The organism is Streptococcus peroris ATCC 700780, assembly GCF_000187585.1.
GTDB classification, from domain to species: domain Bacteria; phylum Bacillota; class Bacilli; order Lactobacillales; family Streptococcaceae; genus Streptococcus; species Streptococcus peroris.
This window is the reverse complement of the sequence record NZ_GL732463.1, coordinates 1,171,514-1,193,560: the sequence shown is the minus strand read 5'-3', so window position 1 is coordinate 1,193,560 and position 22,047 is coordinate 1,171,514. Positions and strand designations below refer to the sequence as shown.

General features: G+C 41.3%; 23 protein-coding genes. All 23 read left to right on the top strand.

Annotated elements, in window-relative coordinates; all coding sequences use genetic code 11:
• Nucleotides 1-47: 47 nt before the first annotated feature.
• The 23 genes from HMPREF9180_RS07805 to HMPREF9180_RS07695 all read left to right on the top strand — a co-directional run bounded on the left by HMPREF9180_RS07805 (nt 48) and on the right by HMPREF9180_RS07695 (nt 22,038).
• A complete protein-coding gene (locus HMPREF9180_RS07805) occupies nt 48-614 on the top strand; it encodes a mechanosensitive ion channel family protein (RefSeq protein ID WP_006145984.1) in 567 nt (188 codons plus the stop codon).
• Between the two features lie 51 nt (nt 615-665).
• Nucleotides 666-1,571 (top strand): magnesium transporter CorA family protein, encoded by a 906-nt coding sequence (locus HMPREF9180_RS07800; RefSeq protein WP_006145983.1) that lies wholly within the window; start codon nt 666-668, stop codon nt 1,569-1,571.
• 16 nt (nt 1,572-1,587) lie between these two features.
• Entirely contained in the window at nt 1,588-2,115 is a 528-nt protein-coding gene (locus HMPREF9180_RS07795; RefSeq protein ID WP_006145982.1) for a YqeG family HAD IIIA-type phosphatase, read from the top strand.
• A gap of 2 nt (nt 2,116-2,117) precedes the next feature.
• Entirely contained in the window at nt 2,118-3,224 is a 1,107-nt protein-coding gene (gene yqeH, locus HMPREF9180_RS07790; RefSeq protein ID WP_006145981.1) for a ribosome biogenesis GTPase YqeH, read from the top strand.
• A 213-nt stretch (nt 3,225-3,437) separates the two neighbouring features.
• On the top strand, nt 3,438-3,749 hold the full coding sequence (gene yhbY, locus HMPREF9180_RS07785; RefSeq protein ID WP_000060171.1) for a ribosome assembly RNA-binding protein YhbY: 312 nt from the start codon (nt 3,438-3,440) through the stop codon (nt 3,747-3,749).
• A gap of 51 nt (nt 3,750-3,800) precedes the next feature.
• Nucleotides 3,801-4,430, top strand: a complete 630-nt coding sequence (locus HMPREF9180_RS07780) for a nicotinate-nucleotide adenylyltransferase (RefSeq protein WP_006145980.1) — start codon at nt 3,801-3,803, stop codon at nt 4,428-4,430.
• On the top strand, nt 4,430-5,023 hold the full coding sequence (gene yqeK, locus HMPREF9180_RS07775) for a bis(5'-nucleosyl)-tetraphosphatase (symmetrical) YqeK (RefSeq protein WP_006145979.1): 594 nt from the start codon (nt 4,430-4,432) through the stop codon (nt 5,021-5,023). The genes HMPREF9180_RS07780 and yqeK overlap by 1 nt, the downstream gene beginning before the upstream one ends.
• A complete protein-coding gene (locus tag HMPREF9180_RS07770; protein ID WP_006145978.1) occupies nt 5,024-5,524 on the top strand; it encodes a cysteine hydrolase family protein in 501 nt (166 codons plus the stop codon).
• Between the two features lie 12 nt (nt 5,525-5,536).
• Nucleotides 5,537-5,890, top strand: coding sequence for a ribosome silencing factor (gene rsfS / locus HMPREF9180_RS07765; protein ID WP_006145977.1), 354 nt, complete (start codon nt 5,537-5,539; stop codon nt 5,888-5,890).
• A 110-nt stretch (nt 5,891-6,000) separates the two neighbouring features.
• Nucleotides 6,001-6,741 (top strand): class I SAM-dependent DNA methyltransferase, encoded by a 741-nt coding sequence (locus HMPREF9180_RS07760; protein WP_025168734.1) that lies wholly within the window; start codon nt 6,001-6,003, stop codon nt 6,739-6,741.
• A gap of 9 nt (nt 6,742-6,750) precedes the next feature.
• Nucleotides 6,751-7,848, top strand: coding sequence for a nucleotidyltransferase (locus HMPREF9180_RS07755; RefSeq protein WP_006145975.1), 1,098 nt, complete (start codon nt 6,751-6,753; stop codon nt 7,846-7,848).
• A 214-nt stretch (nt 7,849-8,062) separates the two neighbouring features.
• Nucleotides 8,063-9,676: a ribonuclease Y gene (locus HMPREF9180_RS07750; RefSeq protein WP_006145974.1), complete on the top strand. Its 1,614-nt coding sequence runs from the start codon at nt 8,063-8,065 to the stop codon at nt 9,674-9,676.
• A gap of 135 nt (nt 9,677-9,811) precedes the next feature.
• Entirely contained in the window at nt 9,812-10,438 is a 627-nt protein-coding gene (gene gmk, locus HMPREF9180_RS07745) for a guanylate kinase (RefSeq protein WP_006145973.1), read from the top strand.
• Between the two features lie 24 nt (nt 10,439-10,462).
• Nucleotides 10,463-10,777, top strand: a complete 315-nt coding sequence (gene rpoZ / locus HMPREF9180_RS07740) for a DNA-directed RNA polymerase subunit omega (RefSeq protein WP_006145972.1) — start codon at nt 10,463-10,465, stop codon at nt 10,775-10,777.
• A gap of 84 nt (nt 10,778-10,861) precedes the next feature.
• Complete coding sequence (locus tag HMPREF9180_RS07735; protein ID WP_006145971.1) at nt 10,862-13,258, top strand: primosomal protein N'; 2,397 nt, start codon at nt 10,862-10,864, stop codon at nt 13,256-13,258.
• Nucleotides 13,259-13,269: 11 nt separating this feature from the next.
• Nucleotides 13,270-14,205 (top strand): methionyl-tRNA formyltransferase, encoded by a 936-nt coding sequence (gene fmt / locus HMPREF9180_RS07730; RefSeq protein WP_006145970.1) that lies wholly within the window; start codon nt 13,270-13,272, stop codon nt 14,203-14,205.
• The gene (gene rsmB, locus HMPREF9180_RS07725) at nt 14,198-15,511 is read left to right on the top strand and encodes a 16S rRNA (cytosine(967)-C(5))-methyltransferase RsmB (RefSeq protein ID WP_006145969.1); all 1,314 of its coding nucleotides are present in this window, start codon (nt 14,198-14,200) and stop codon (nt 15,509-15,511) included. Before fmt ends, rsmB begins: the two co-directional genes overlap by 8 nt.
• A gap of 15 nt (nt 15,512-15,526) precedes the next feature.
• A complete protein-coding gene (locus HMPREF9180_RS07720) occupies nt 15,527-16,264 on the top strand; it encodes a Stp1/IreP family PP2C-type Ser/Thr phosphatase (RefSeq protein WP_006145968.1) in 738 nt (245 codons plus the stop codon).
• Complete coding sequence (pknB, locus tag HMPREF9180_RS07715) at nt 16,261-18,108, top strand: Stk1 family PASTA domain-containing Ser/Thr kinase (protein ID WP_006145967.1); 1,848 nt, start codon at nt 16,261-16,263, stop codon at nt 18,106-18,108. Before HMPREF9180_RS07720 ends, pknB begins: the two co-directional genes overlap by 4 nt.
• Nucleotides 18,109-18,207: 99 nt before the next feature.
• Entirely contained in the window at nt 18,208-18,966 is a 759-nt protein-coding gene (locus tag HMPREF9180_RS07710; protein WP_006145966.1) for a threonine/serine exporter family protein, read from the top strand.
• A gap of 1 nt (nt 18,967) precedes the next feature.
• Nucleotides 18,968-19,417: a threonine/serine exporter family protein gene (locus HMPREF9180_RS07705; RefSeq protein ID WP_006145965.1), complete on the top strand. Its 450-nt coding sequence runs from the start codon at nt 18,968-18,970 to the stop codon at nt 19,415-19,417.
• Nucleotides 19,418-19,591: 174 nt separating this feature from the next.
• A complete protein-coding gene (locus HMPREF9180_RS07700) occupies nt 19,592-20,764 on the top strand; it encodes a hydroxymethylglutaryl-CoA synthase (RefSeq protein ID WP_025168733.1) in 1,173 nt (390 codons plus the stop codon).
• Nucleotides 20,764-22,038 (top strand): hydroxymethylglutaryl-CoA reductase, degradative, encoded by a 1,275-nt coding sequence (locus tag HMPREF9180_RS07695; RefSeq protein WP_006145963.1) that lies wholly within the window; start codon nt 20,764-20,766, stop codon nt 22,036-22,038. Before HMPREF9180_RS07700 ends, HMPREF9180_RS07695 begins: the two co-directional genes overlap by 1 nt.
• Nucleotides 22,039-22,047 lie beyond the last annotated feature (9 nt).

The following is a 22,047-nucleotide window of genomic DNA, read 5'->3' as shown; positions in this document are numbered from 1 at the left end:
AGTCCGACCTTATTATTTTATGGTATAATAGTTGAAAGGAGTTTTACATGCAAGAATTTTTAAAAAGTTATTTAAATAAACTAGATCTTACAACGATATTAGAGAATCTCTTGACCAAAGTGATTTCTCTTTTGATTTTGTTTGTGCTATTTTACATAGCTAAAAAGCTTCTCCATGGGACTGTCAAGAAAATTGTAAAACCATCTCTAAAATTTTCAAATCGTGATGCAGGAAGACAAAAGACTATTTCTCGTATGCTTGAAAATGTCTTTAATTACATTCTCTATTTCTTTTTAGTCTACTGTATCTTGTCTATCTTAGGACTACCTGTATCAAGCCTATTAGCAGGTGCTGGGATTGCCGGAGTTGCAATTGGTATGGGGGCACAAGGTTTTCTAACCGATGTCATCAATGGTTTCTTTATTCTCTTCGAACGCCAGTTAGATGTAGGGGATGAGGTGGTCATTACCAATGGGCCGATTACTGTGTCTGGCAAGGTTGTTAGTGTCGGAATTCGAACTACTCAACTAAGAGGTGAAGATCAAGCTCTCCACTTTGTTCCTAACCGTAATATCACTGTGGTTAGCAATTTTTCAAGGAAAGAAGAGAACTGAAATTTTACCTCTTTTATGGTACAATAGAAAGAGTTTGGTAAAGGAGAAACGATGATTTTAGAAAAGCAGTTGGGCAATGGTTGTACCTGGATAGACCTTGATGTGGATAAGATTAAAAATATGGAAGATCTTTCTGACATCTATGGATTGGACAAGGAAACCATTGAGTATGCTCTGGATAGAAATGAACGAGCTCATATGGATTATAACCGTGAAACGGAGACGGTAACCTTTATTTATAATGTTCTTGATTTAGAAAAAGACAAAGAATATTATGAAGCGATTCCGATGACCTTTATCGTTGAAAAACAACGAATGATTACCATCAGCAACCATAAGAATGCTTATGTCATTGATCAGATGTCAGCTTATCTGGATAGCCATGAGTCGCTTTCTATTTACAAGTTTCTCTTTTCTGGTTTAGAGATTATCAGTAACGCTTATTATCCTGTCATTGAAGAGATGGATAAAAGTAAGGACGAAATTAGTGCCTTGCTACGTCAAACTACAACAAAGAAAAATCTCTTCGCCCTCTCTGACTTGGAGACAGGTATGGTTTACTTGACAGCAGCGGCAAAACAAAATCGACTCCTCTTGGAACATATCCAGGGCCATGCTCTTTATCGGAGATTTAATGATGTCGAACGAGAGCAGTTTGATGATGCCATGATTGAAGCCCATCAGTTGGTGTCTATGACAGACTTGATTTCTCAAGTCTTGCAACAACTCTCAGCTTCTTACAACAACATCCTAAACAATAACTTGAATGATAGTTTGTCAATTTTGACTATTATCTCCGTCTTACTAGCAGTACTTGCGGTTATTACAGGTTTCTTCGGAATGAATGTTCCTCTACCATTTACAGAAGAGCCAAATGCTTGGATTTATATCTTAATGGCTAGCTTGATTTTATGGGCAGCCTTATCTCAATGGCTGAAGAAAATTACTAGAAAATAAAAGAAAAGGAGCCAAAATGGTGATTGAAAACTACATGCCAGACTTTGCTGTAGAAGCAGTTTATGATTTGACAGTAGAAAGCCTGCAAAAACAGGGAATAAAAGCTGTTTTGGTGGATTTAGATAATACTCTCATTGCGTGGAATAACCCTGATGGGACTCCAGAAATGAAGCAGTGGTTACATGACCTTCGTGATGCTGGTATTCGTATCATCGTAGTGTCTAATAACTCTAAGAAACGAGTTCAACGTGCAGTCGAAAAATTTGGGATTGACTATGTTTATTGGGCTTTGAAGCCCTTTACTTTCGGGATTAATCGTGCCATGAAGGAATTCCGCTATGAGAAAAACGAAGTGGTCATGGTTGGGGATCAGCTTATGACGGACATTCGCGCGGCTCATCGTGCGGGGATTCGCTCGATTTTGGTCAAACCCTTGGTCCAACATGACTCTATCAAAACGAAGTTTAACCGCGCTCGTGAGCGCCGTGTCATGAAACAAATCACTGAAAAGTACGGGCCTATCACATATAAAAAAGGAATCTAACTATGGAAGAAATTCTCTGTATTGGCTGTGGAGCAACCATTCAGACGACAGATAAGACCGGTCTAGGCTTTACCCCTCAGTCAGCACTCGAAAAAGGTTTGGAAATAGGTGAAGTTTATTGCCAACGTTGTTTCCGTCTCCGTCACTACAATGAAATTACAGATGTCCAGTTGACGGATGATGATTTCCTCAAACTCTTGCACGAGGTAGGAGATAGTGATGCCTTGGTGGTCAATGTTATTGATATTTTTGACTTTAATGGCTCTGTTATCCCTGGTTTGCCACGCTTTGTGTCAGGTAATGATGTACTATTGGTTGGAAATAAAAAAGACATCCTTCCTAAATCTGTTAAGCATGGTAAGATTAGCCAATGGCTTATGGAACGTGCTCATGAAGAAGGTTTGCGTCCTGTTGATGTCGTCTTGACTTCAGCGCAAAACAAGCAAGCTATTAGAGAAGTGATAGACAAGATTGAGTACTACCGTAAGGGGCGCGATGTCTATGTGGTTGGGGTAACCAATGTCGGGAAATCAACTCTTATCAATGCCATTATCCAAGAAATCACGGGTGACCAAAATGTCATCACAACTTCACGTTTCCCAGGAACAACCTTGGATAAGATTGAAATTCCACTTGACGATGGTTCTTATATCTACGATACACCAGGAATTATCCATCGCCACCAAATGGCCCACTACTTGACGGCTAAAAATCTCAAGTATGTCAGTCCTAAAAAGGAGATAAAACCGAAAACCTACCAGCTCAATCCTGAGCAAACCCTCTTTTTAGGTGGCTTGGGACGTTTTGATTTCATCGCAGGAGAAAAGCAAGGTTTTACAGCCTTCTTTGATAATGAACTCAAACTTCATCGTACCAAGCTTGAAGGAGCAAATGACTTTTACGACAAGCACCTGGGAACCCTCCTCACACCACCAAATAGCAAGGAAAAAGAAGATTTTCCAAAACTTGTAGAGTATGTCTTTAATATCAAGGATAAGACCGATCTGGTCATCTCAGGACTCGGTTGGATCCGTGTAACAGGAACTGCCAAAGTAGCCGTCTGGGCCCCAGAAGGCGTCGCCGTCGTCACACGAAAAGCCATTATTTAAACATAGAAAGGAAAGGGTTATCTTTATAAAGGCGAGCACTGCGAGCCCATAGAAGATACTTTTCACCGTGGTGTTAGTTGGTACAAGTGATTGTACCAACTGCGGAAAATTTGAGACCTTAGGCTCAAATTTTAGTCATGAAAGTCCAGAGGACTTTGCTGACGTCCGTCACCACTTCAGAAAAGTATAAAAAGAAACTCTTTTAAATGAATTATGTCATTAACATCGAAACAACGTGCCTTCCTCAACAGCCAGGCACACACCCTCAAACCCATCATCCAAATCGGGAAAAATGGTCTCAACGACCAAATCAAAACCAGCGTACGTCAAGCACTAGACGCTCGTGAATTGATCAAGGTTACTCTCTTGCAAAACACAGATGAGAATATCCACGAAGTAGCTGAAATATTGGAAGAAGAAATCGGTGTGGACACAGTTCAAAAAATCGGACGCATCTTGATTTTGTATAAACAATCAAGCAAGAAAGAAAATCGCAAGATTTCTAAAAAAGTTAAAGAAATCTAAGAATGACACTCCCAAAAACTGTTTTTACAGAAGAGTAAAGGAGATTAACCTATGGCAATCGAATTATTAACTCCCTTTACGAAAGTGGAGTTAGAGCCAGAAATCAAGGATAAAAAACGGAAACAAGTCGGTATCTTGGGTGGAAATTTTAACCCTGTTCACAATGCCCATCTGATTGTTGCAGATCAAGTGCGCCAACAGTTGGGATTGGATCAGGTTCTGCTCATGCCCGAATACCAACCACCTCACGTAGATAAAAAGGAAACCATTCCTGAACACCATCGCCTCAAGATGTTAGAATTGGCGATTGATGGAATCGAAGGTATAGCTATTGAGACCATAGAGCTAGAGCGTAAGGGGATTTCCTACACCTACGACACCATGAAGCTTCTAACAGAGAAGAATCCAGACACAGATTACTATTTCATTATCGGTGCCGATATGGTAGACTATTTGCCTAAGTGGTACCGAATTGATGAGTTGGTGGAACTAGTTCAGTTTGTAGGGGTTCAACGTCCGCGTTACAAGGCAGGGACTTCTTATCCAGTTATCTGGGTGGATGTACCTCTCATGGATATTTCATCTAGCATGGTGCGTGATTTCATTGCCCAAGGACGCACACCTAACTTTCTCCTACCTAAGCCTGTATTAGACTATATCGAGAAAGAAGGACTTTACTAATGGCATACCAGGACTATATCAACTGTTCCCGTGAGGAATTATTGAAAAAAATGGCAGAGCTTCTACCTGAGAAGCGTTTGACCCATTGTTTGGGTGTAGAGCGCGCAGCCATTGAACTTGCAGAACGATTCGGAGTGGATGCCGAGAAAGCAGGTCTAGCAGGTCTCCTTCATGACTATGCTAAAAAGTTGTCAGACCAGGAATTTCTAGACTTGATTGACCGTTATCAACTTGACTCTGATCTTAAAAACTGGGGCAATAATGTCTGGCATGGCATGGTCGGTATCTACAAGATTCAGGAAGATTTAGATTTACAAGATTCTGAAATCCTACGAGCTATTGAAATTCATACAGTTGGAGCTGGTCAGATGACGGACCTTGATAAGGTCATCTACGTCGCAGATTACATCGAGCATAATCGTGCCTTTCCAGGGGTGGACCAGGCGCGTGAGATTGCTGAACTATCGCTAAATAAGGCGGTGGCCTACGAGACAGCTCACACAGTAGAGCATTTAGCTCACCAGGGATTTCCCATCTATCCCCAAACCCTTGAAACCTATAACGCCTATGTGCACTATTTGAAAGAGGACTAAATGAAGACAGCTTTTATCATCATTGATGTTCAGAATATTTTAGTGGAAACCGGTTTTCAGACAAATAGTCTATTGGAAAAAATTTCTTATTTACAAAACCAGGCTAGAAGCAAGAATATCGAAATTATCTATGTTCAACATATTGAGAACTCTGAAGCTCAAACATCAAAAGATTGGCAGTTATCTGCGCTTTTAAATCGAAAACCTGATGAAAAGGTCTTTCAAAAGAAGTATAACAGTATTTTCAAAGAAACTGGCTTAAAAGAATACTTGGATAAACAGGGGATTGAAAAATTAGTTTTATGTGGTATGCAGACAGAATATTGTGTGGATACCTCTGTCAAGGTTGCATTTGAATATGGCTATCAGCTTATTATTCCAGAAGGAACTTGCACAACGTTTGATGGAGATGATATTCCAGCAGAAACGATAAATGAATTTTATGAGGACATTTGGGAGGAGCGCTTTGCAGATGTCCTAGATTACAAACATATTTTCTAAAAAGAGGACTAAATGAAGGAAAAAGAATTACTAGAACTAGTCGTGAAAGCGGCTGATGAGAAACGTGCCGAGGATATCCTCGCACTTGATGTACAAGAATTGACGAGTGTGACTGACTATTTTGTTATCACCAGTTCTATGAATAGCCGTCAGTTGGATGCTATCGCTGATAATATTCGTGAAAAAGTAGCTGAAGCAGGCCTTAAAGGCAGCCATGTCGAAGGCGATGCAGCCGGTGGCTGGGTCTTGTTAGACCTCGGTGGTGTCGTAGTGCATATCTTCTCAGAAGAAATGCGTGCCCATTATAATCTAGAAAAACTATGGCATGAGGCTAATTCTGTAGACATTTCAGAAGCCTTAGCATAGGAGATGAACTCAGTTGTAATCAACTGGGTTTTATTTGCTTAATTTAGAAGAAAATCGTTAGAAAGGTGAGAGCGAGTGGTATTTCCAGAGGTGCTCTTGGTATCATGATTATGGCAACATACGAAACCTTTGCGGCTGTTTACGATGCTGTGATGGATGATAGTTTATACGATAAATGGATGGATTTTTCCCTCCGTCATTTGCCCAAAACTAAGGAGAGAAAGAAACTCTTGGAATTAGCTTGTGGGACAGGTATCCAGTCCGTTCGCTTTTCTCAAGCAGGCTTTGATGTGACTGGGCTTGATTTAAGCGCGGATATGTTGAAGATTGCCGAAAAGAGAGCAGTATCAGCCAAGCAAAAGATTGATTTTATGGAAGGCAATATGCTGGATTTATCCAAGGCAGGTCGATACGACTTTGTGACCTGCTATTCCGATTCTATCTGCTATATGCAGGACGAAGTAGAAGTCGGAGACGTCTTTAAGGAAGTGTATAATGTCCTCAACGAAGACGGAGTTTTCATCTTTGATGTGCATTCAACCTACCAAACAGATGAAGTCTTTCCAGGCTATTCCTATCATGAAAATGTGGAAGATTTTGCTATGCTTTGGGATACCTACGAGGACGAAGCTCCACATTCTATCGTGCATGAGCTAACCTTCTTTGTTAAGGAAGCGAACGGTTCCTTTAGTCGTCATGATGAAGTCCATGAAGAGCGTACTTATGAAGTCTTGACCTATGATATCTTGTTGGAACAGGCTGGTTTCAAGTCCTTCAAACTCTTTGCGGACTTTGAGGACAAGGAGCCAACAGAAACTAGCACCCGTTGGTTTTTTGTGGCACAGAAGTAGGAGATTATCATGACCATTACAGGTATTATCGCAGAGTTCAATCCTTTTCATAACGGGCATAAATACCTTCTGGATCAGGCTGAGGGACTGAAAATCGTAGCCATGTCTGGGAATTTCATGCAGCGTGGGGAGCCTACTATCGTGGATAAGTGGACACGGGCCCAGATGGCGCTGGGAAATGGGGCGGACTTAGTAGTAGAATTGCCCTTTTTAGTCAGTGTCCAAGCAGCAGATTTTTTCGGTCAGGGTGCAGTGGCTATCTTGGCTCGTTTGGGGATTAACACCCTTGCTTTCGGGACAGAGGAAGTTCTGGATTATCAGAAAATTGCAGACCTATACTCAGAACGTGGTCAAGAGATGGAGAAATTTGTGGATAATTTACCTGATTCACTCTCCTACCCTCAGAAAACCCAAGCCATGTGGAAGGAATTTGCAGGTCTTGATTTTTCTGATGATACGCCTAATCATGTCCTTGCTCTAGCCTATGCCAAAGCAGTTGCTGGACGAAATATCAAGCTTCATCCAATCAAACGTCAGGGGGCAGGCTACCATTCGGTGGACAAGGATGTTGACTTTGTATCTGCAACAGCCCTCCGTCAGCACCAATCAGACCGAGATTTCTTAGAACGCTTTATGCCTTCTGTCACTCTTTTTGAACAGACGTGTAAGGTGAGTTGGGATAACTATTTTCCCTTGCTCCACTACCAAATCTTGTCAAATCCAGACTTAACCACTATCTATCAGGTCAATCAGGAAATGGCAGTGCGCATCAAGGAGGCTATTAAGACAGCCCAATCTGTAGAGGAATTAGTCGAAACAGTTGCGACCAAACGGTACACCAAGGCGCGTGTACGACGACTCTTGACTTATATCTTGGTACAGGCTAGAGAAAGCGACTTGCCAGAAGGCATCCATATCCTTGGATTTACCGAAAAAGGCAGACAACACCTCAAATCTCTGAAAGAGCAAATCCGTCTAGTTAGTCGAATCGGTAAAGAACCCTGGGATACGATGACTCAAAAGGCAGACCAGATTTACCAGCTAGGGAACCAAGGTATAAGAGAGCAGAATTTTGGCAGAGTGCCAATTAAAATTGAATCAAATTAACTCTACTAAGTGGTAGGCTTTTTACTTATTTTTTTGTAAAAAATTCTTTAAAAATTTAGTTAGGGGGAATAGCTTATTTTACTAGGGAAACTGAAGAAAACAACTCTCAAAATGACCAAAACAACTTTTATTTTGGTTTGTGAAAAAGATTTTTTTGTGGTAGAATATAAAAGAATGTATTTCATTCGATAAACAAATATAATGAGGTAAAAACATGGAAATCATGACGATTGGGATTGTTGTTTTTGCCGTCATCATTGGTTTAGTCATTGGATATGTCAGCATCTCAGCCAAGATGAAATCATCTCAAGAAGCTGCAGAGTTGATGCTTTTAAATGCTGAACAAGAAGCAACTAATTTACGTGGACAAGCTGAACGTGAAGCGGATTTGCTAGTAAATGAAGCCGAACGTGAAAGTAAGTCTCTTAAAAAAGAAGCACTATTGGAGGCCAAAGAGGAAGCCAGAAAATACCGTGAAGAAGTGGACGCTGAATTTAAGTCAGAGCGTCAAGAACTCAAGCAAATCGAAAATCGTTTGACAGAACGTGCTAGCAGTCTTGATCGCAAAGATGACAATTTGACGAACAAGGAAAAAACACTTGAACAAAAAGAACAAAGTATTTCTGATAGAGCAAAAAACCTTGATGCACGTGAAGAGCAATTAGAGGAAGTCGAAAGACAAAAAGAAGCTGAACTAGAACGCATTGGTTCCCTTTCTCAGACAGAAGCGAGAGATATTATCCTCGCTCAAACTGAGGAAAACTTAACCAAGGAGATTGCTAGTCGCATTCGTGAAGCAGAGCAGGAAGTTAAGGAACGCTCAGACAAATTAGCAAAGGATATTTTATCCCAAGCTATGCAGAGAATTGCTGGTGATTATGTAGCTGAGTCTACAAACTCAACAGTCCAACTTCCTGATGATACGATGAAAGGTCGCATTATCGGACGTGAAGGTCGAAATATTCGTACCTTTGAAAGTTTGACGGGTGTTGATGTGATTATTGATGATACACCTGATGTCGTAACCTTGTCAGGTTTTGATCCGATTCGTCGCGAGATTGCCCGTATGACGATGGAAACCTTGCTCAAAGATGGTCGAATTCATCCAGCTCGTATCGAAGAGTTGGTTGAGAAAAATCGTCTAGAGATTGACAATAAAATTCGTGAATACGGGGAAGCAGCAGCCTATGAGATTGGCGCACCAAATCTTCATCCTGACTTGATGAAGATTATGGGACGTTTGCAATTCCGTACATCTTACGGACAAAATGTTTTGCGTCACTCCATCGAAGTTGCCAAGCTATCTGGTATTATGGCTAGTGAGCTTGGTGAAAATGCAGCTCTTGCCCGCCGTGCAGGATTCCTCCACGATATTGGAAAAGCTATTGACCGTGAAGTCGAAGGTAGCCACGTTGAAATTGGTACGGAGTTAGCTCGCAAGTATAAAGAACATCCGGTTGTTGTCAATACTATTGCAAGTCACCACGGAGATGTAGAGCCTGAAAGTGTAATCGCTGTTCTCGTTGCTGCGGCGGATGCTTTAAGTGCAGCCCGTCCAGGAGCTCGTAGCGAATCACTTGAAAGCTACATTAAACGTCTCCATGATTTAGAGGAAATCGCGAATAGCTTTGAAGGTGTTCAAAATAGCTTTGCCCTTCAAGCCGGTCGTGAAATCCGTATCATGGTGAACCCAGGTCAAATCAAGGACGACAAGGTCACAATCTTGGCTCACAAAGTTCGTGAGAAAATCGAAAGCAACCTCGATTACCCAGGAAATATCAAGGTAACCGTGATTCGTGAACTTCGTGCAGTTGATTATGCAAAATAAATAAGAAAGAGCAGTTGAAAAATTACTGCTTTTTTGTTACACTAGATAGAAAGATTGTAGTAAGCAGAAATGGCTTTACATAGTGAATTCAGATGAATTTTCGAGTCATTTCACAAACTATCCAAAGGAGACATCATGGCAGACCGTGGCTTACTAATCGTTTTTTCAGGTCCTTCTGGAGTTGGGAAAGGAACGGTTAGACGAGAAATTTTTGAGAGTTCTGAAAATCAATTCCAATATTCTGTATCTATGACAACGCGGGCGCAACGTCCAGGTGAAGTAGACGGAGTTGACTATTTCTTCCGTACGCGTGAAGAATTTGAAGAATTAATCCGTCAAGGACAGATGTTAGAGTATGCAGAGTATGTGGGTAACTACTATGGAACTCCTCTGACTTATGTTAATGAAACCCTTGATAAAGGAATCGATGTCTTTCTTGAAATTGAAGTGCAGGGAGCTCTTCAGGTTAAGAAAAAAGTTCCAGATGCTGTCTTTATCTTTTTGACACCACCAGATTTGGAAGAATTGCAAGACCGTCTCGTAGGTCGTGGTACCGATAGCGCAGAAGTGATTGCCCAACGTATCGAAAAAGCCAAAGAAGAAATTGCTTTGATGCGTGAGTACGACTATGCCATTGTCAATGATCAGGTTCCTCTTGCTGCAGAACGTGTCAAACGTGTGATTGAAGCTGAACATTTCCGTGTCGATCGTGTCATCGGTCATTATCAGGATATGCTGCCAAAATCTCCAACAATTCGATAAAAATTAGAAAACAGGTACAAACAAATGATGCTTAAACCCTCTATTGATACCTTGCTTGACAAGGTCCCATCAAAATATTCACTCGTAATTTTAGAAGCAAAACGTGCCCATGAACTTGAATCTGGTGCACCTGCAACCCAAGAATTTAAATCCGAAAAATCAACTCTTCGTGCTTTGGAAGAAATTGAATCTGGGAATGTAACCATCCACCCAGATCCAGAAGGAAAACGCGAAGCTGTTCGTCGTCGAATCGAAGAAGAAAGACGATTGAGAGAAGAAGAAGAAAAGAAAATCAAAGAGCAAATCGCGAAAGAAAAAGAAGAAGGTGAAAAAATTTAAGGTTGGGGGGACTCAATCTTATTTTTTCTATTGCAAGAATACTCAATCAATTAAAAGGATTTAACTAGCGGAGGAGGTGAGGATATGACTATTGCAAAAATCATTGTGGATGTCCCCTTGATGCAGACGGACCAACCATACAGTTATAAGGTTCCTGAGGAATTTGCAGGGATGCTGGAAGTCGGTATGCGAGTTCACGTTCCCTTTGGAAAGGCCAATCGCTTGATTCAAGGGATCGTACTTGGAATGGAACAAGAAAATGATGCGGAAGTGGCAGAAGATGACTTGAAAGAAATTGCTGAGGTGCTGGACTTTTCTCCAGTCTTAACGGAGGAACAACTCTGGTTGGCTGAAGAACTACGTAAGTCAGTTTTTTCATACAAGATTTCTATCTTAAAAGCCATGCTCCCTGGATTTTTGAACTCTAGTTATGATAAAATCCTCTATCCTCTGGAAGGCTTGAGTCAGGAAGATAAAGAGCGATTGTTCGGTTCGCAAGAATCTCTAGCCTTTTCATCTCTCGACCTAGAAAAGCAGGCTGAGATGATGCGATTGACTCGAAAAGGACTCTTGAAGCTAGAGTATCAGGCTGTAGACCAGAAGAAGGTCAAAACACAGTCTTGGGTTCAAGTGAATCTTGATAAATTAGAAAAGCTAGAAATCTCAAATCGTGCCAAGAAGAAATTGGAACTGCGAGAATATTTATTAGCACATCTTGAAACAGTTCCTTTGGCTGATTTGTTAGAATATTACTCACGCGAACAAATTAACTTCTTTGTGGAACATGGTGCAATCACCATGGTGCAAAAGGAAGTCCAGCGCTCAGCTGCCTACTTTGAAGGAATCGAGTCAAATCAAGCCTTAGAGTTAAACCCAGAGCAAAAAGAAGCCTGTGAGGCGGTTGTTGGAGCGATTGGAAAGAAACATCCTCCATTTCTTCTACAAGGAATCACTGGAAGTGGGAAAACCGAGGTTTACCTGCAGATTATCCAAGGTGCCTTGGATATGGGAAAAACAGCGATTGTTCTTGTACCAGAGATCTCTCTGACACCTCAAATGACCGAGCGCTTTATTGCTCGTTTTGGTGAGCAAGTTGCCATCCTCCACTCAGGCTTGTCCAACGGTGAAAAGTACGACGAATGGCGCAAGGTGGAGCGTGGAGATGCTCAGGTAGTCGTTGGGGCTAGATCTGCTATTTTCGCTCCTTTGAAAGATTTAGGCGTTATCATTATCGATGAAGAGCATGAGGCTAGTTACAAGCAAGACAGCAATCCGCGTTATCATGCTAGGGATGTGGCTATTTTACGAGCTCAGTACAATCGAGCTGCCCTAGTCCTTGGTTCTGCAACACCAAGTCTAGAAAGCCGTGCGCGTGCTGGCAAGGGTGTTTATCAGCATTTGCGCCTGACTAAACGTGCCAATCCTTTAGCAAGTGTTCCTGAAGTTCAACTGATTGACTTCCGTGATTACATCGGGCAGAATGAAACATCAAACTTTACACCTCCTCTGATTGAGGCCATTCAAGATCGCCTGGCTAAAAAAGAGCAGGTTGTTCTCATGCTCAATCGCCGTGGTTATTCTAGCTTTGTCATGTGTCGGGAATGTGGGACTGTTGATACATGTCCTAACTGTGATATCTCCTTGACGCTACACATGGATACCAAAACCATGAACTGCCATTATTGTGGCTTTTCGAAGGAAATTCCACATGTCTGTCCAAACTGTCAGAGTCGTAGCATTCGTTATTATGGAACAGGGACTCAAAAGGCCTATGATGAGCTAACAGAACTCTTTCCAGAGGCACGCATTCTACGCATGGATGTGGATACAACTCGTAAGAAGGGCAGTCACCAAACTCTACTAGACCAGTTCGGAAAAGGAGAGGCAGATATTTTACTGGGGACACAGATGATTGCCAAGGGATTGGATTTTCCAAATGTGACCTTGGTTGGTGTTCTCAATGCGGATACAGCCTTGAATCTACCTGACTTCCGTTCTTCTGAGAGGACTTTCCAACTCTTGACACAGGTAGCCGGTCGTGCCGGTCGCGCTGAAAAAGCAGGTCAGGTCTTGATTCAGTCCTATAATCCTAATCATTATGCCATTCGTTTTGCAAAGGATCAGGACTACGAAGGTTTTTATGCCTATGAAATGGGAATCAGACGTCAGTTGGGTTACCCACCTTATTATTTCACTATTGGTATTACCTTGTCTCAGAAGAAAGAAGAAGAGGTTATCAAACGTGCTTATCAAGTCATGGAAATTTTGCGGTCAGGTTTATCGGATGCTAGTATCATCCTTGGACCAACGCCTAAACCTATTGCTCGCACTCATAACCTCTATCATTACCAAATTTTGATTAAATACCGTTTAGAAGATGAGTTGGCTTCTACCCTTAATCAGGTCTTAGCTCTAACTCAAGAACGAGAAAATAGCGAACTTCGTCTCAGTATTGACCACGAACCACAACAATTTTTATAAAAGGAGAAAAGATGACAAAACTAATCTTTATGGGAACGCCTGACTTTTCAGCGACCGTTTTAAAGGGCCTTTTGACAGATGATCGCTACGAGATTGTTGCGGTTGTAACTCAGCCAGACCGTGCTGTCGGCCGTAAAAAAGTTATCCACGAAACCCCGGTTAAACAAGCAGCCAAAGAGGCAGGACTTCCTATCTACCAACCTGAAAAATTATCGGGTAGTCCAGAGATGGAAGCTATCATGAATTTGGGAGCTGATGGGATTGTGACTGCAGCTTTTGGGCAATTTCTCCCAAGCAAACTTCTTGATAGCATGGATTTTGCAGTCAACGTTCATGCTTCTCTTCTTCCAAAGCACCGTGGTGGTGCTCCTATTCATTATGCCTTGATTCAAGGTGATAAAGAGGCAGGAGTGACCATTATGGAAATGGTCAAGGAAATGGATGCAGGAGACATGATTTCTCGTCGCAGTATTCCCATTACCGATGAGGACAATGTTGGAACTTTGTTTGAAAAATTGGCCATTGTCGGTCGTGATTTGCTTTTGGATACTCTTCCTGCTTATATAGCTGGTGAAATTCAGCCTCAACCACAGGATCCAAGTCAGGTTACATTTTCCCCAAATATCAAACCAGAGGAAGAAAAATTGGACTGGAACAAGACCAATCGTCAACTTTTCAACCAAATCCGTGGGTTGAATCCATGGCCAGTTGCCCACACTTTTCTAAAGGGAGAACGCTTCAAAATCTATGAAGCCCTGCCAGTAGAAGGTAATGGAAATCCGGGTGAGATACTCTCTATCGGTAAAAAAGAATTAATCATCGCAACTGCAGAAGGGGCTCTGTCTCTCAAACAGGTTCAACCAGCAGGAAAACCTAAAATGGACATTGCTTCCTTCCTCAACGGCGTGGGACGAAGTTTGGCAGTAGGAGTACGCTTTGGTGAATAAAGTAGAAACGGCTAGAAGTCTAGCTTTAGAGGTATTGGAGGACGTTCTTGTCAATCAAGCTTACTCAAATATCACCTTAAATAAACACCTTAAGGGAAGCCAATTGTCAGTAGTTGACAAAGGTTTGGTGACAGAGCTGGTGTATGGTACCGTAGCTCGAAAACTCACATTAGAGTGGTATATTTCCCACTTTATTGAGGATAGAGATAAGTTAGATAGCTGGCTCTATGTTCTACTTCTTATGAGCCTTTATCAACTTCAATATCTAGATAAACTTCCTGACCATGCAGTGGTCAATGAAGCGGTAGAAATTGCAAAATCTCATAAGAAAGGCAGTGAAAAACTTGTCAATGCTGTTTTGCGCCGTATTTTGCGTGAAGGTTTGCCAGATATTACTAGTATCAAACGTAAAAATAAGCGTGATTCCATTGCTTACTCTCTTCCAGTTTGGTTGGTTTCTAAGCTCAAGGAAGAGTACGGAGAAGAGCGAGCTCAAGCGATTTTTGAAAGTCTTTTGCAACGGAATAAAGCCAGTATCCGAGTGACAGATTTGAGCCGAAAAGAGGAAATCAAAAAATTGCTCGGTGCAAGTGATTCCATTTTGTCGGTTGCAGGTTTGGTCAAAGAGCAGGGGCATTTTGCAGGCCATGACTTATTTTCAGAGGGACTTATTACCATCCAAGATGAATCTAGTCAGTTAGTAGCGCCAACACTCGCATTACAAGGAGATGAGCAAGTTTTAGATGCTTGTGCAGCTCCTGGTGGGAAAACGGCTCATATAGCTTCTTATCTCACAGTGGGTCAAGTCACAGCTCTGGATCTCTATGACCACAAACTCACCTTAATTCAAGAGAATGCAGAACGTTTAGGCGTAGCAGACCGTGTACAAACGCAGAAACTGGATGCTCGAAAAGTGCATGAATTTTTTGGTGAGGATCAATTTGATAAGATTCTAGTTGACGCCCCTTGCTCGGGGATTGGACTTTTGCGTCGGAAACCAGATATCAAATACAATAAAGAAACAGCTGATTTCACGTCTTTACAGGAAATTCAGCTTGAAATACTAGGTAGCGTTTGTCAAACGCTACGTAAAGGTGGTATAATAACTTATAGTACCTGTACTATTGTCTCAGAGGAAAACTTTCAAGTCGTTCAGGCTTTTTTAGAAAGTCATCCCGAGTTTGAGCAGGTGAAACTAGAACATGAATGCAAGGATATTATGAAAGATGGATGTATTTTAATTACTCCTGAATTGTATGGAAGTGACGGATTTTTTATCAGTCAATTTCGCAAGATATCCAATTAGGAAGGAACTGACACAATGGAGATTTCATTATTAACAGATGTGGGTCAGAAACGAACAAATAATCAGGACTATGTCAACCACTTTGTCAACCGAGCAGGTCGTACAATGATTATCTTGGCTGACGGGATGGGAGGACATCGCGCTGGAAATATCGCTAGTGAAATGGCGGTGACTGACCTAGGTGTTGTTTGGGTAGATACTCAGATTGACACCGTGAATGAAGTTCGTGAATGGTTTGCAGAACATCTTGAGATCGAAAATCAAAAAATTTATCAAATGGGTCGTGATGATGCCTACAAGGGAATGGGTACAACTCTAGAAGCCCTTGCAATCATAGATAATCAGGCTATTTATGCCCACATTGGAGATTCTCGTATCGGCTTGATTCGTGGTGAGGAATACCATCAATTAACAAGCGATCATTCTTTGGTGAATGAATTACTCAAGGCAGGTCAATTAACACCTGAAGAGGCCGAGTCTCATCCACAAAAGAATATTATTACCCAGTCTATCGGACAAAAAGATGAGATTCAACCAGATTTAGGGATTGTAAGCTTGGAGGCTGGTGATTATCTTGTTATGAACAGTGATGGCCTAACTAACATGATTTCAGGAAGCGAGATCTACGACATCGTGACAAGTGATATTCCACTTGATGACAAGGCAGAAACTTTGGTGCGTTTTGCAAACAATGCCGGAGGACTTGACAACATTACTGTTGCCTTGATTGCGATTGAGGAGGAATCAAAATGATTCAGATCGGCAAGATATTTGCCGGACGATATCGGATTATCAAACAAATTGGTCGTGGAGGCATGGCAGATGTCTACCTGGCTAAAGATTTGATTCTGGATGGGGAAGAAGTAGCAGTAAAGGTTCTAAGGACCAATTACCAGACTGACCCTATCGCTGTTGCACGTTTCCAGAGAGAAGCGCGTGCGATGGCGGACTTAGATCATCCTCATATCGTTCGAATTACGGATATCGGTGAAGAAGATGGTCAGCAGTACCTAGCTATGGAATATGTAGCGGGTCTTGACCTCAAACGCTATATCAAAGAACACTATCCTCTCTCAAACGAGGAAGCTGTTCGTATCATGGGGCAAATTCTTTTGGCTATGCGTTTGGCACATGCTAAAGGCATTGTTCACCGTGATTTAAAACCACAAAATATTCTTTTGACTCCTGATGGCACTGCAAAAGTTACAGACTTTGGGATTGCAGTGGCCTTTGCGGAAACTAGTTTGACACAGACCAACTCCATGTTAGGTTCTGTCCACTATCTATCACCTGAGCAGGCGCGTGGTTCTAAAGCGACTGTACAGAGTGATATCTATGCAATGGGAATCATTTTCTTTGAAATGTTGACGGGACATATTCCTTATGATGGAGATAGTGCCGTTACTATTGCACTTCAGCATTTCCAAAAACCTCTTCCATCTGTTATAGCTGAAAATCCTTCAGTCCCACAATCGTTGGAAAATGTAGTTATTAAAGCGACGGCTAAAAAGTTAACAGACCGTTATCAAACAGTTTCAGAGATGTATGTGGATTTATTAAGCAGTTTATCCAATAATCGTCGCAATGAGCCAAAGTTGGTATTTGATGATTCAAGTAAGGTTGATACAAAAACCTTACCAAAGATTCCTCAGTCTACTTTAACTTCAATTCCTAAAGTACAACAGCCAGTTGATCGTCCTCAGACACAAAAACCAAATAAAAAGGCAACAAGTAAAGAAGTTGCTCCAAAACCAGTCAAGAAACGTCGTTTTAGAGCAAGATACTTGGTGCTTTTAGCTAGTTTTGTACTTGTTTTAGCTTCTCTCTTCTGGATTATATCAAAGACACCAGCTACTGTTGAAATTCCAAAAGTCGCTGGTCAAACCGTCGCTGAGGCTAAGGAAAACCTTAAAAAAGCGAATTTTGAAATTGGTGAGGAAAAGACAGAAGCGAGTGATACGGTAGAAGAAGGGAGAGTTATCCGAACAGATCCAGATGCTGGCTCAGCTCGCAAGGAAGGGACTAAAGTCAATCTCATCGTCTCTTCAGGTAAACAATCATTTAAGATTGGAAACTATATTGGGCGTAAATATACTGATGTTTTTGCTGAGTTGAAAGAGAAAAAAGTTCCTGAAAATCTTATCAAGAAGGTTGAAGAAGAATCCAACGAATTCGAAGTCGGTACAATCATGAAACAAAGTTTACCGGAGGGAACAACTTACGATCTCAGCAAGGTAACACAGATTGTCTTGACTGTAGCCAAAGAGAAGACGACCATGACCATGCCAAATTATATTGGATATAGTCTTGAAGTTGCTAAAAAAGATCTTAATAATAGGGGTATTACTAATATTGAGATAAAAGAAGTGGATACTGTACAAGAAAGGATTAGTGAAGGAGAGGTTGCGAAACAAATTCCCGCACCATATGAAAAACTAGATATAAACAACCCGATCGTTAAATTATATATCTATAAACCTAAAACAACAACGACAACAAATCCTACCATAAGTAATCCTAATCGTGGAGAAACATCTCCGCAGAATAGAGAACAACAGTCTAATCAAACAACCTCAAATCAATCAGGTGGACATTGAGGGGATAACTAATCAATCTTTGTCACAGTTTTTGTGACAAAGATTTTTTTTCCTCCGAATTTATGATAAAATAAAAGGGAGTTTTGAAAGGAGGGAAACATGGACGAATCTAAAAAGCTGAATGCAGTTATTGATGTCATCATGCTAGCAGGAACGATACTGCTTCGAAATGGATCTGAGATTTATCGTGTTGAAGATACCATGATTCGGATTGCTCATTCACAGGGTATCATGGATTGTAATGTTTTAGCTATGCCTGCAGCCATTTTTTTCTCCATTGAAAATACAAATATTTCTCGAATGAAGCGAGTAACCTCTTCGGCTTACAATATTGAGAAGGTTTGTGATGTCAATCAAATTTCAAGGCAACTTGTGTCAGGGCAGATTGATTTGGAAACAGCTTTTAATCAACTAAAGGAATTGAATGCCAAAGCATCTCCCTACACCAATGTTCAGTTAACTATTGCAGCAACACTCAGTGCCCCCTTCTTTTCAATTATGTTTGGTGGGAATCCCTACGATGCCATTGGAGCAGGGGTGGCGACCTTATTTGCCTTCACTTTTTCTCTCTATGTAGAAAAGTTTATTCGCATTCCTTTCATGACAGCTTTTGCAGGAGCTCTGGTCTTTGGCCTGATTGCACAATTTTGGGCGCGTTATTCTGGTTTGCCATCTACAGCTGATTTAGTCATTGCTGGTGCGGTCATGCCATTTGTACCTGGGATTGCTCTGACAAATGCTGTTCGAGATATTATGACTAACCACATTAACTCTGGTATGAGCAAGATGTTTGAATCCTTGCTGATTACCCTTGCCTTAGGGGCTGGAACATCAGTCGCCCTTGTACTCATGAACTAATATGACAGTAGCAACATTTTTATTGCAAGCTCTAGCAAGTCTGCTTGCCATTATCACTTTTTTAATCGTTTTAAATGTCCAACGTTCTATGCTTGTCCCTGGTGGAGTTTTAGGAATGTCCATCTGGCTACTCTATCTATTACTCAAGGAGCCAACTAATGTTATTTTGGCGACCTTTATTGCTGCTGTAATTGGTTCTTGTATCAGTCAGATTATGAGTATTATCTACAAAACACCAGCCGTTGTTTTTGCTTTAGCAATACTGGCACCACTAGTACCAGGTTATCTGTCTTATCGAACGACTTCCTTCTTTGTGACAGCTGACTTTAGCCATGCTATTTCTAGTGCCATGCTAGTCATGATGTTAGCCCTTGTTATTTCCATAGGGATGGCAAGTGGAACAGTTTTATTGAAATTGTATAATCATCTTAGAAAGGGTCGAGCTAGCTAAGACTCGATTTTTTCTTGGCTCTACATTTTTGAGAGTTAGTATGGAAAAATGGGATAAGATTTTAAACACAAACTTGATTTGGGGATTCAAGTCTTTTTTCGCTCATTTGACCTCAATTGTGATAAAATAGAGGTGAGCGAATTTTTACAATGAATGATAAAAATAGAGGTAAATATGACAATCGGTATTGATAAGATTGGTTTTGCAACCAGTCAATACGTTTTGAAATTACAAGATCTAGCAGAAACCCGAGGAATTGATCCTGAAAAATTGAGTAAAGGGCTACTTTTAAAAGAATTGAGTATTGCTCCTTTGACAGAGGATATTGTGACATTGGCGGCTAGTGCAGGAAATTCCATCCTGACTGAAGAAGATAAGCAAGAGATTGATATGGTTATCGTTGCGACAGAATCTGGAGTCGATCAGAGTAAAGCAGCTGCGGTTTTTGTACATGGTTTGCTTGGAATTCAACCATTTGCTCGTAGTTTTGAAATCAAGGAAGCTTGCTATGGTGCAACTGCGGCACTTCACTATGCTAAGTTACATGTAGAAAATTCTCCAAAATCAAAAGTTTTAGTACTTGCCAGTGATATTGCAAGATATGGGGTCGAAACTCCTGGGGAACCAACTCAAGGTGCAGGTTGTGTTGCTATGTTGATTAGCCAAAATCCACGTATTATGGTTTTCAATAACGATAACGTTGCGCAAACTCGTGATATTATGGATTTTTGGCGTCCAAATTATTCAACGACACCATTTGTAAATGGGGTCTACTCAACGCAACAGTATCTTGATAGCCTAAAAACGACTTGGGTAGAGTATCAAAAACGTTATGAATGTAGCCTGGATGATTTTGAAGCAGTATGTTTCCATTTACCATATCCCAAGTTGGCTCTCAAAGGATTGAAAAAAATCCTTGATAAGTCCTTTCCTCAAGAGAAGAAAGATGTGTTGCAAAAACACTTTGATGAGTCTATTATTTATAGCCAAAAGGTTGGAAATATCTATACTGGTTCACTCTTCTTAGGTTTACTATCTTTGTTGGAAAACGCAGACAGCCTTAAAGCTGGGGATAAGATTGCTCTCTACAGTTATGGTAGTGGTGCAGTATCCGAGTTCTTTAGTGTGGAATTAGTTGAAGGTTTTGAAAAGCAGTTGCAGAAAAATCGCCTAGCACTTCTAGATAGACGCCAAGCTTTGAGTGTTGCCGATTATGAACGAATGTTCTTTGAAGAAGCGAAATTGGATGAATCTGGTTCTGCGACGATGTCAGGTTATGAGGGACAAGATTTTGCCCTCATTGAGATTGTAGATCATCAACGTCGCTACAGCAAGGTTGAAAAATAATGAAAAATAGTTGGAATGGATTTGCTAAAAAATCTATCGAAGAGCGCCTGGAGCTAGTAAAAGCTCAGGCACTCACTTCTCTAGAAGCCAAAAAAAGTCTTGAGCAAAATGAAAATCTTAGTCTAGCAGTCGCGGACCAGCTGAGTGAAAATGTAGTGGGTACCTTCTCCGTTCCTTACTCAGTAGTTCCAGAAGTTCTGGTAAACGGTCAGGAGTACACAGTCCCTTACGTGACAGAAGAACCCTCTGTTGTTGCTGCAGCTAGTTTTGCTAATAAAATTATTAAACGGGCAGGGGGCTTTACTGCTCAAGTTCACCAACGACAAATGATTGGTCAGGTTGCCCTTTACAATGTTCCAGATGAAGAGCAGGCTCGTCAAAATATTCTTGATAAAAAAGCAAGTCTCCTTGAAATGGCTAATCGAGCTTATCCTTCTATTGTAAAACGAGGCGGTGGTGCGCGTGATTTACATGTGGAGCAGATTTCTGGAGAGACAGACTTTTTAGTGGTTTATCTTCATGTGGACACCCAGGAAGCCATGGGAGCCAATATGCTCAATACCATGCTTGAAGCTTTGAAACCTAGCTTAGAAGATTTTAGCCAAGGACAAAGTTTGATGGGAATTTTGTCAAATTACGCGACGGATTCTCTAGTGACAGCTACTTGTCGCCTTGGTTTTCGTTATCTGAGCCGTCAAAAGGATGAAGCGCGAGAGTTGGCCGAAAAAATGGTTCTAGCTAGTCAATTTGCCCAGGCTGATCCCTATCGAGCAGCCACCCATAACAAGGGAATCTTTAATGGGATTGATGCCCTCTTGATTGCGACTGGAAATGATTGGCGAGCTATTGAGGCGGGTGCTCATGCTTATGCAAGTCGCGATGGTAGCTATCGAGGTCTTAGTCGTTGGACCATAGATTTAGAAACTGAAGAGTTAGTTGGAGAAATGACACTTCCAATGCCAGTTGCAACCAAGGGCGGCTCTATTGGTCTCAATCCTCGAGTCGTTCTCAGCCATGACTTGCTAGGTCATCCATCTGCCAAAGAATTGGCCCAAATTATCGTTTCGATTGGTCTCGCTCAAAACTTTGCAGCACTTAAGGCTCTGGTCAGTACAGGGATTCAGCATGGACACATGAAACTTCAAGCAAAATCTCTAGCGCTTTTAGCAGGTGCGACTGAGGCAGAAGTACCTAAACTAGTGGAAAGCTTGATTGCTGAAAAAACTTTTAATCTAGAAAAAGCCCAAACGTTATTGAAACATTTAAGATCATAAGAAAAACTC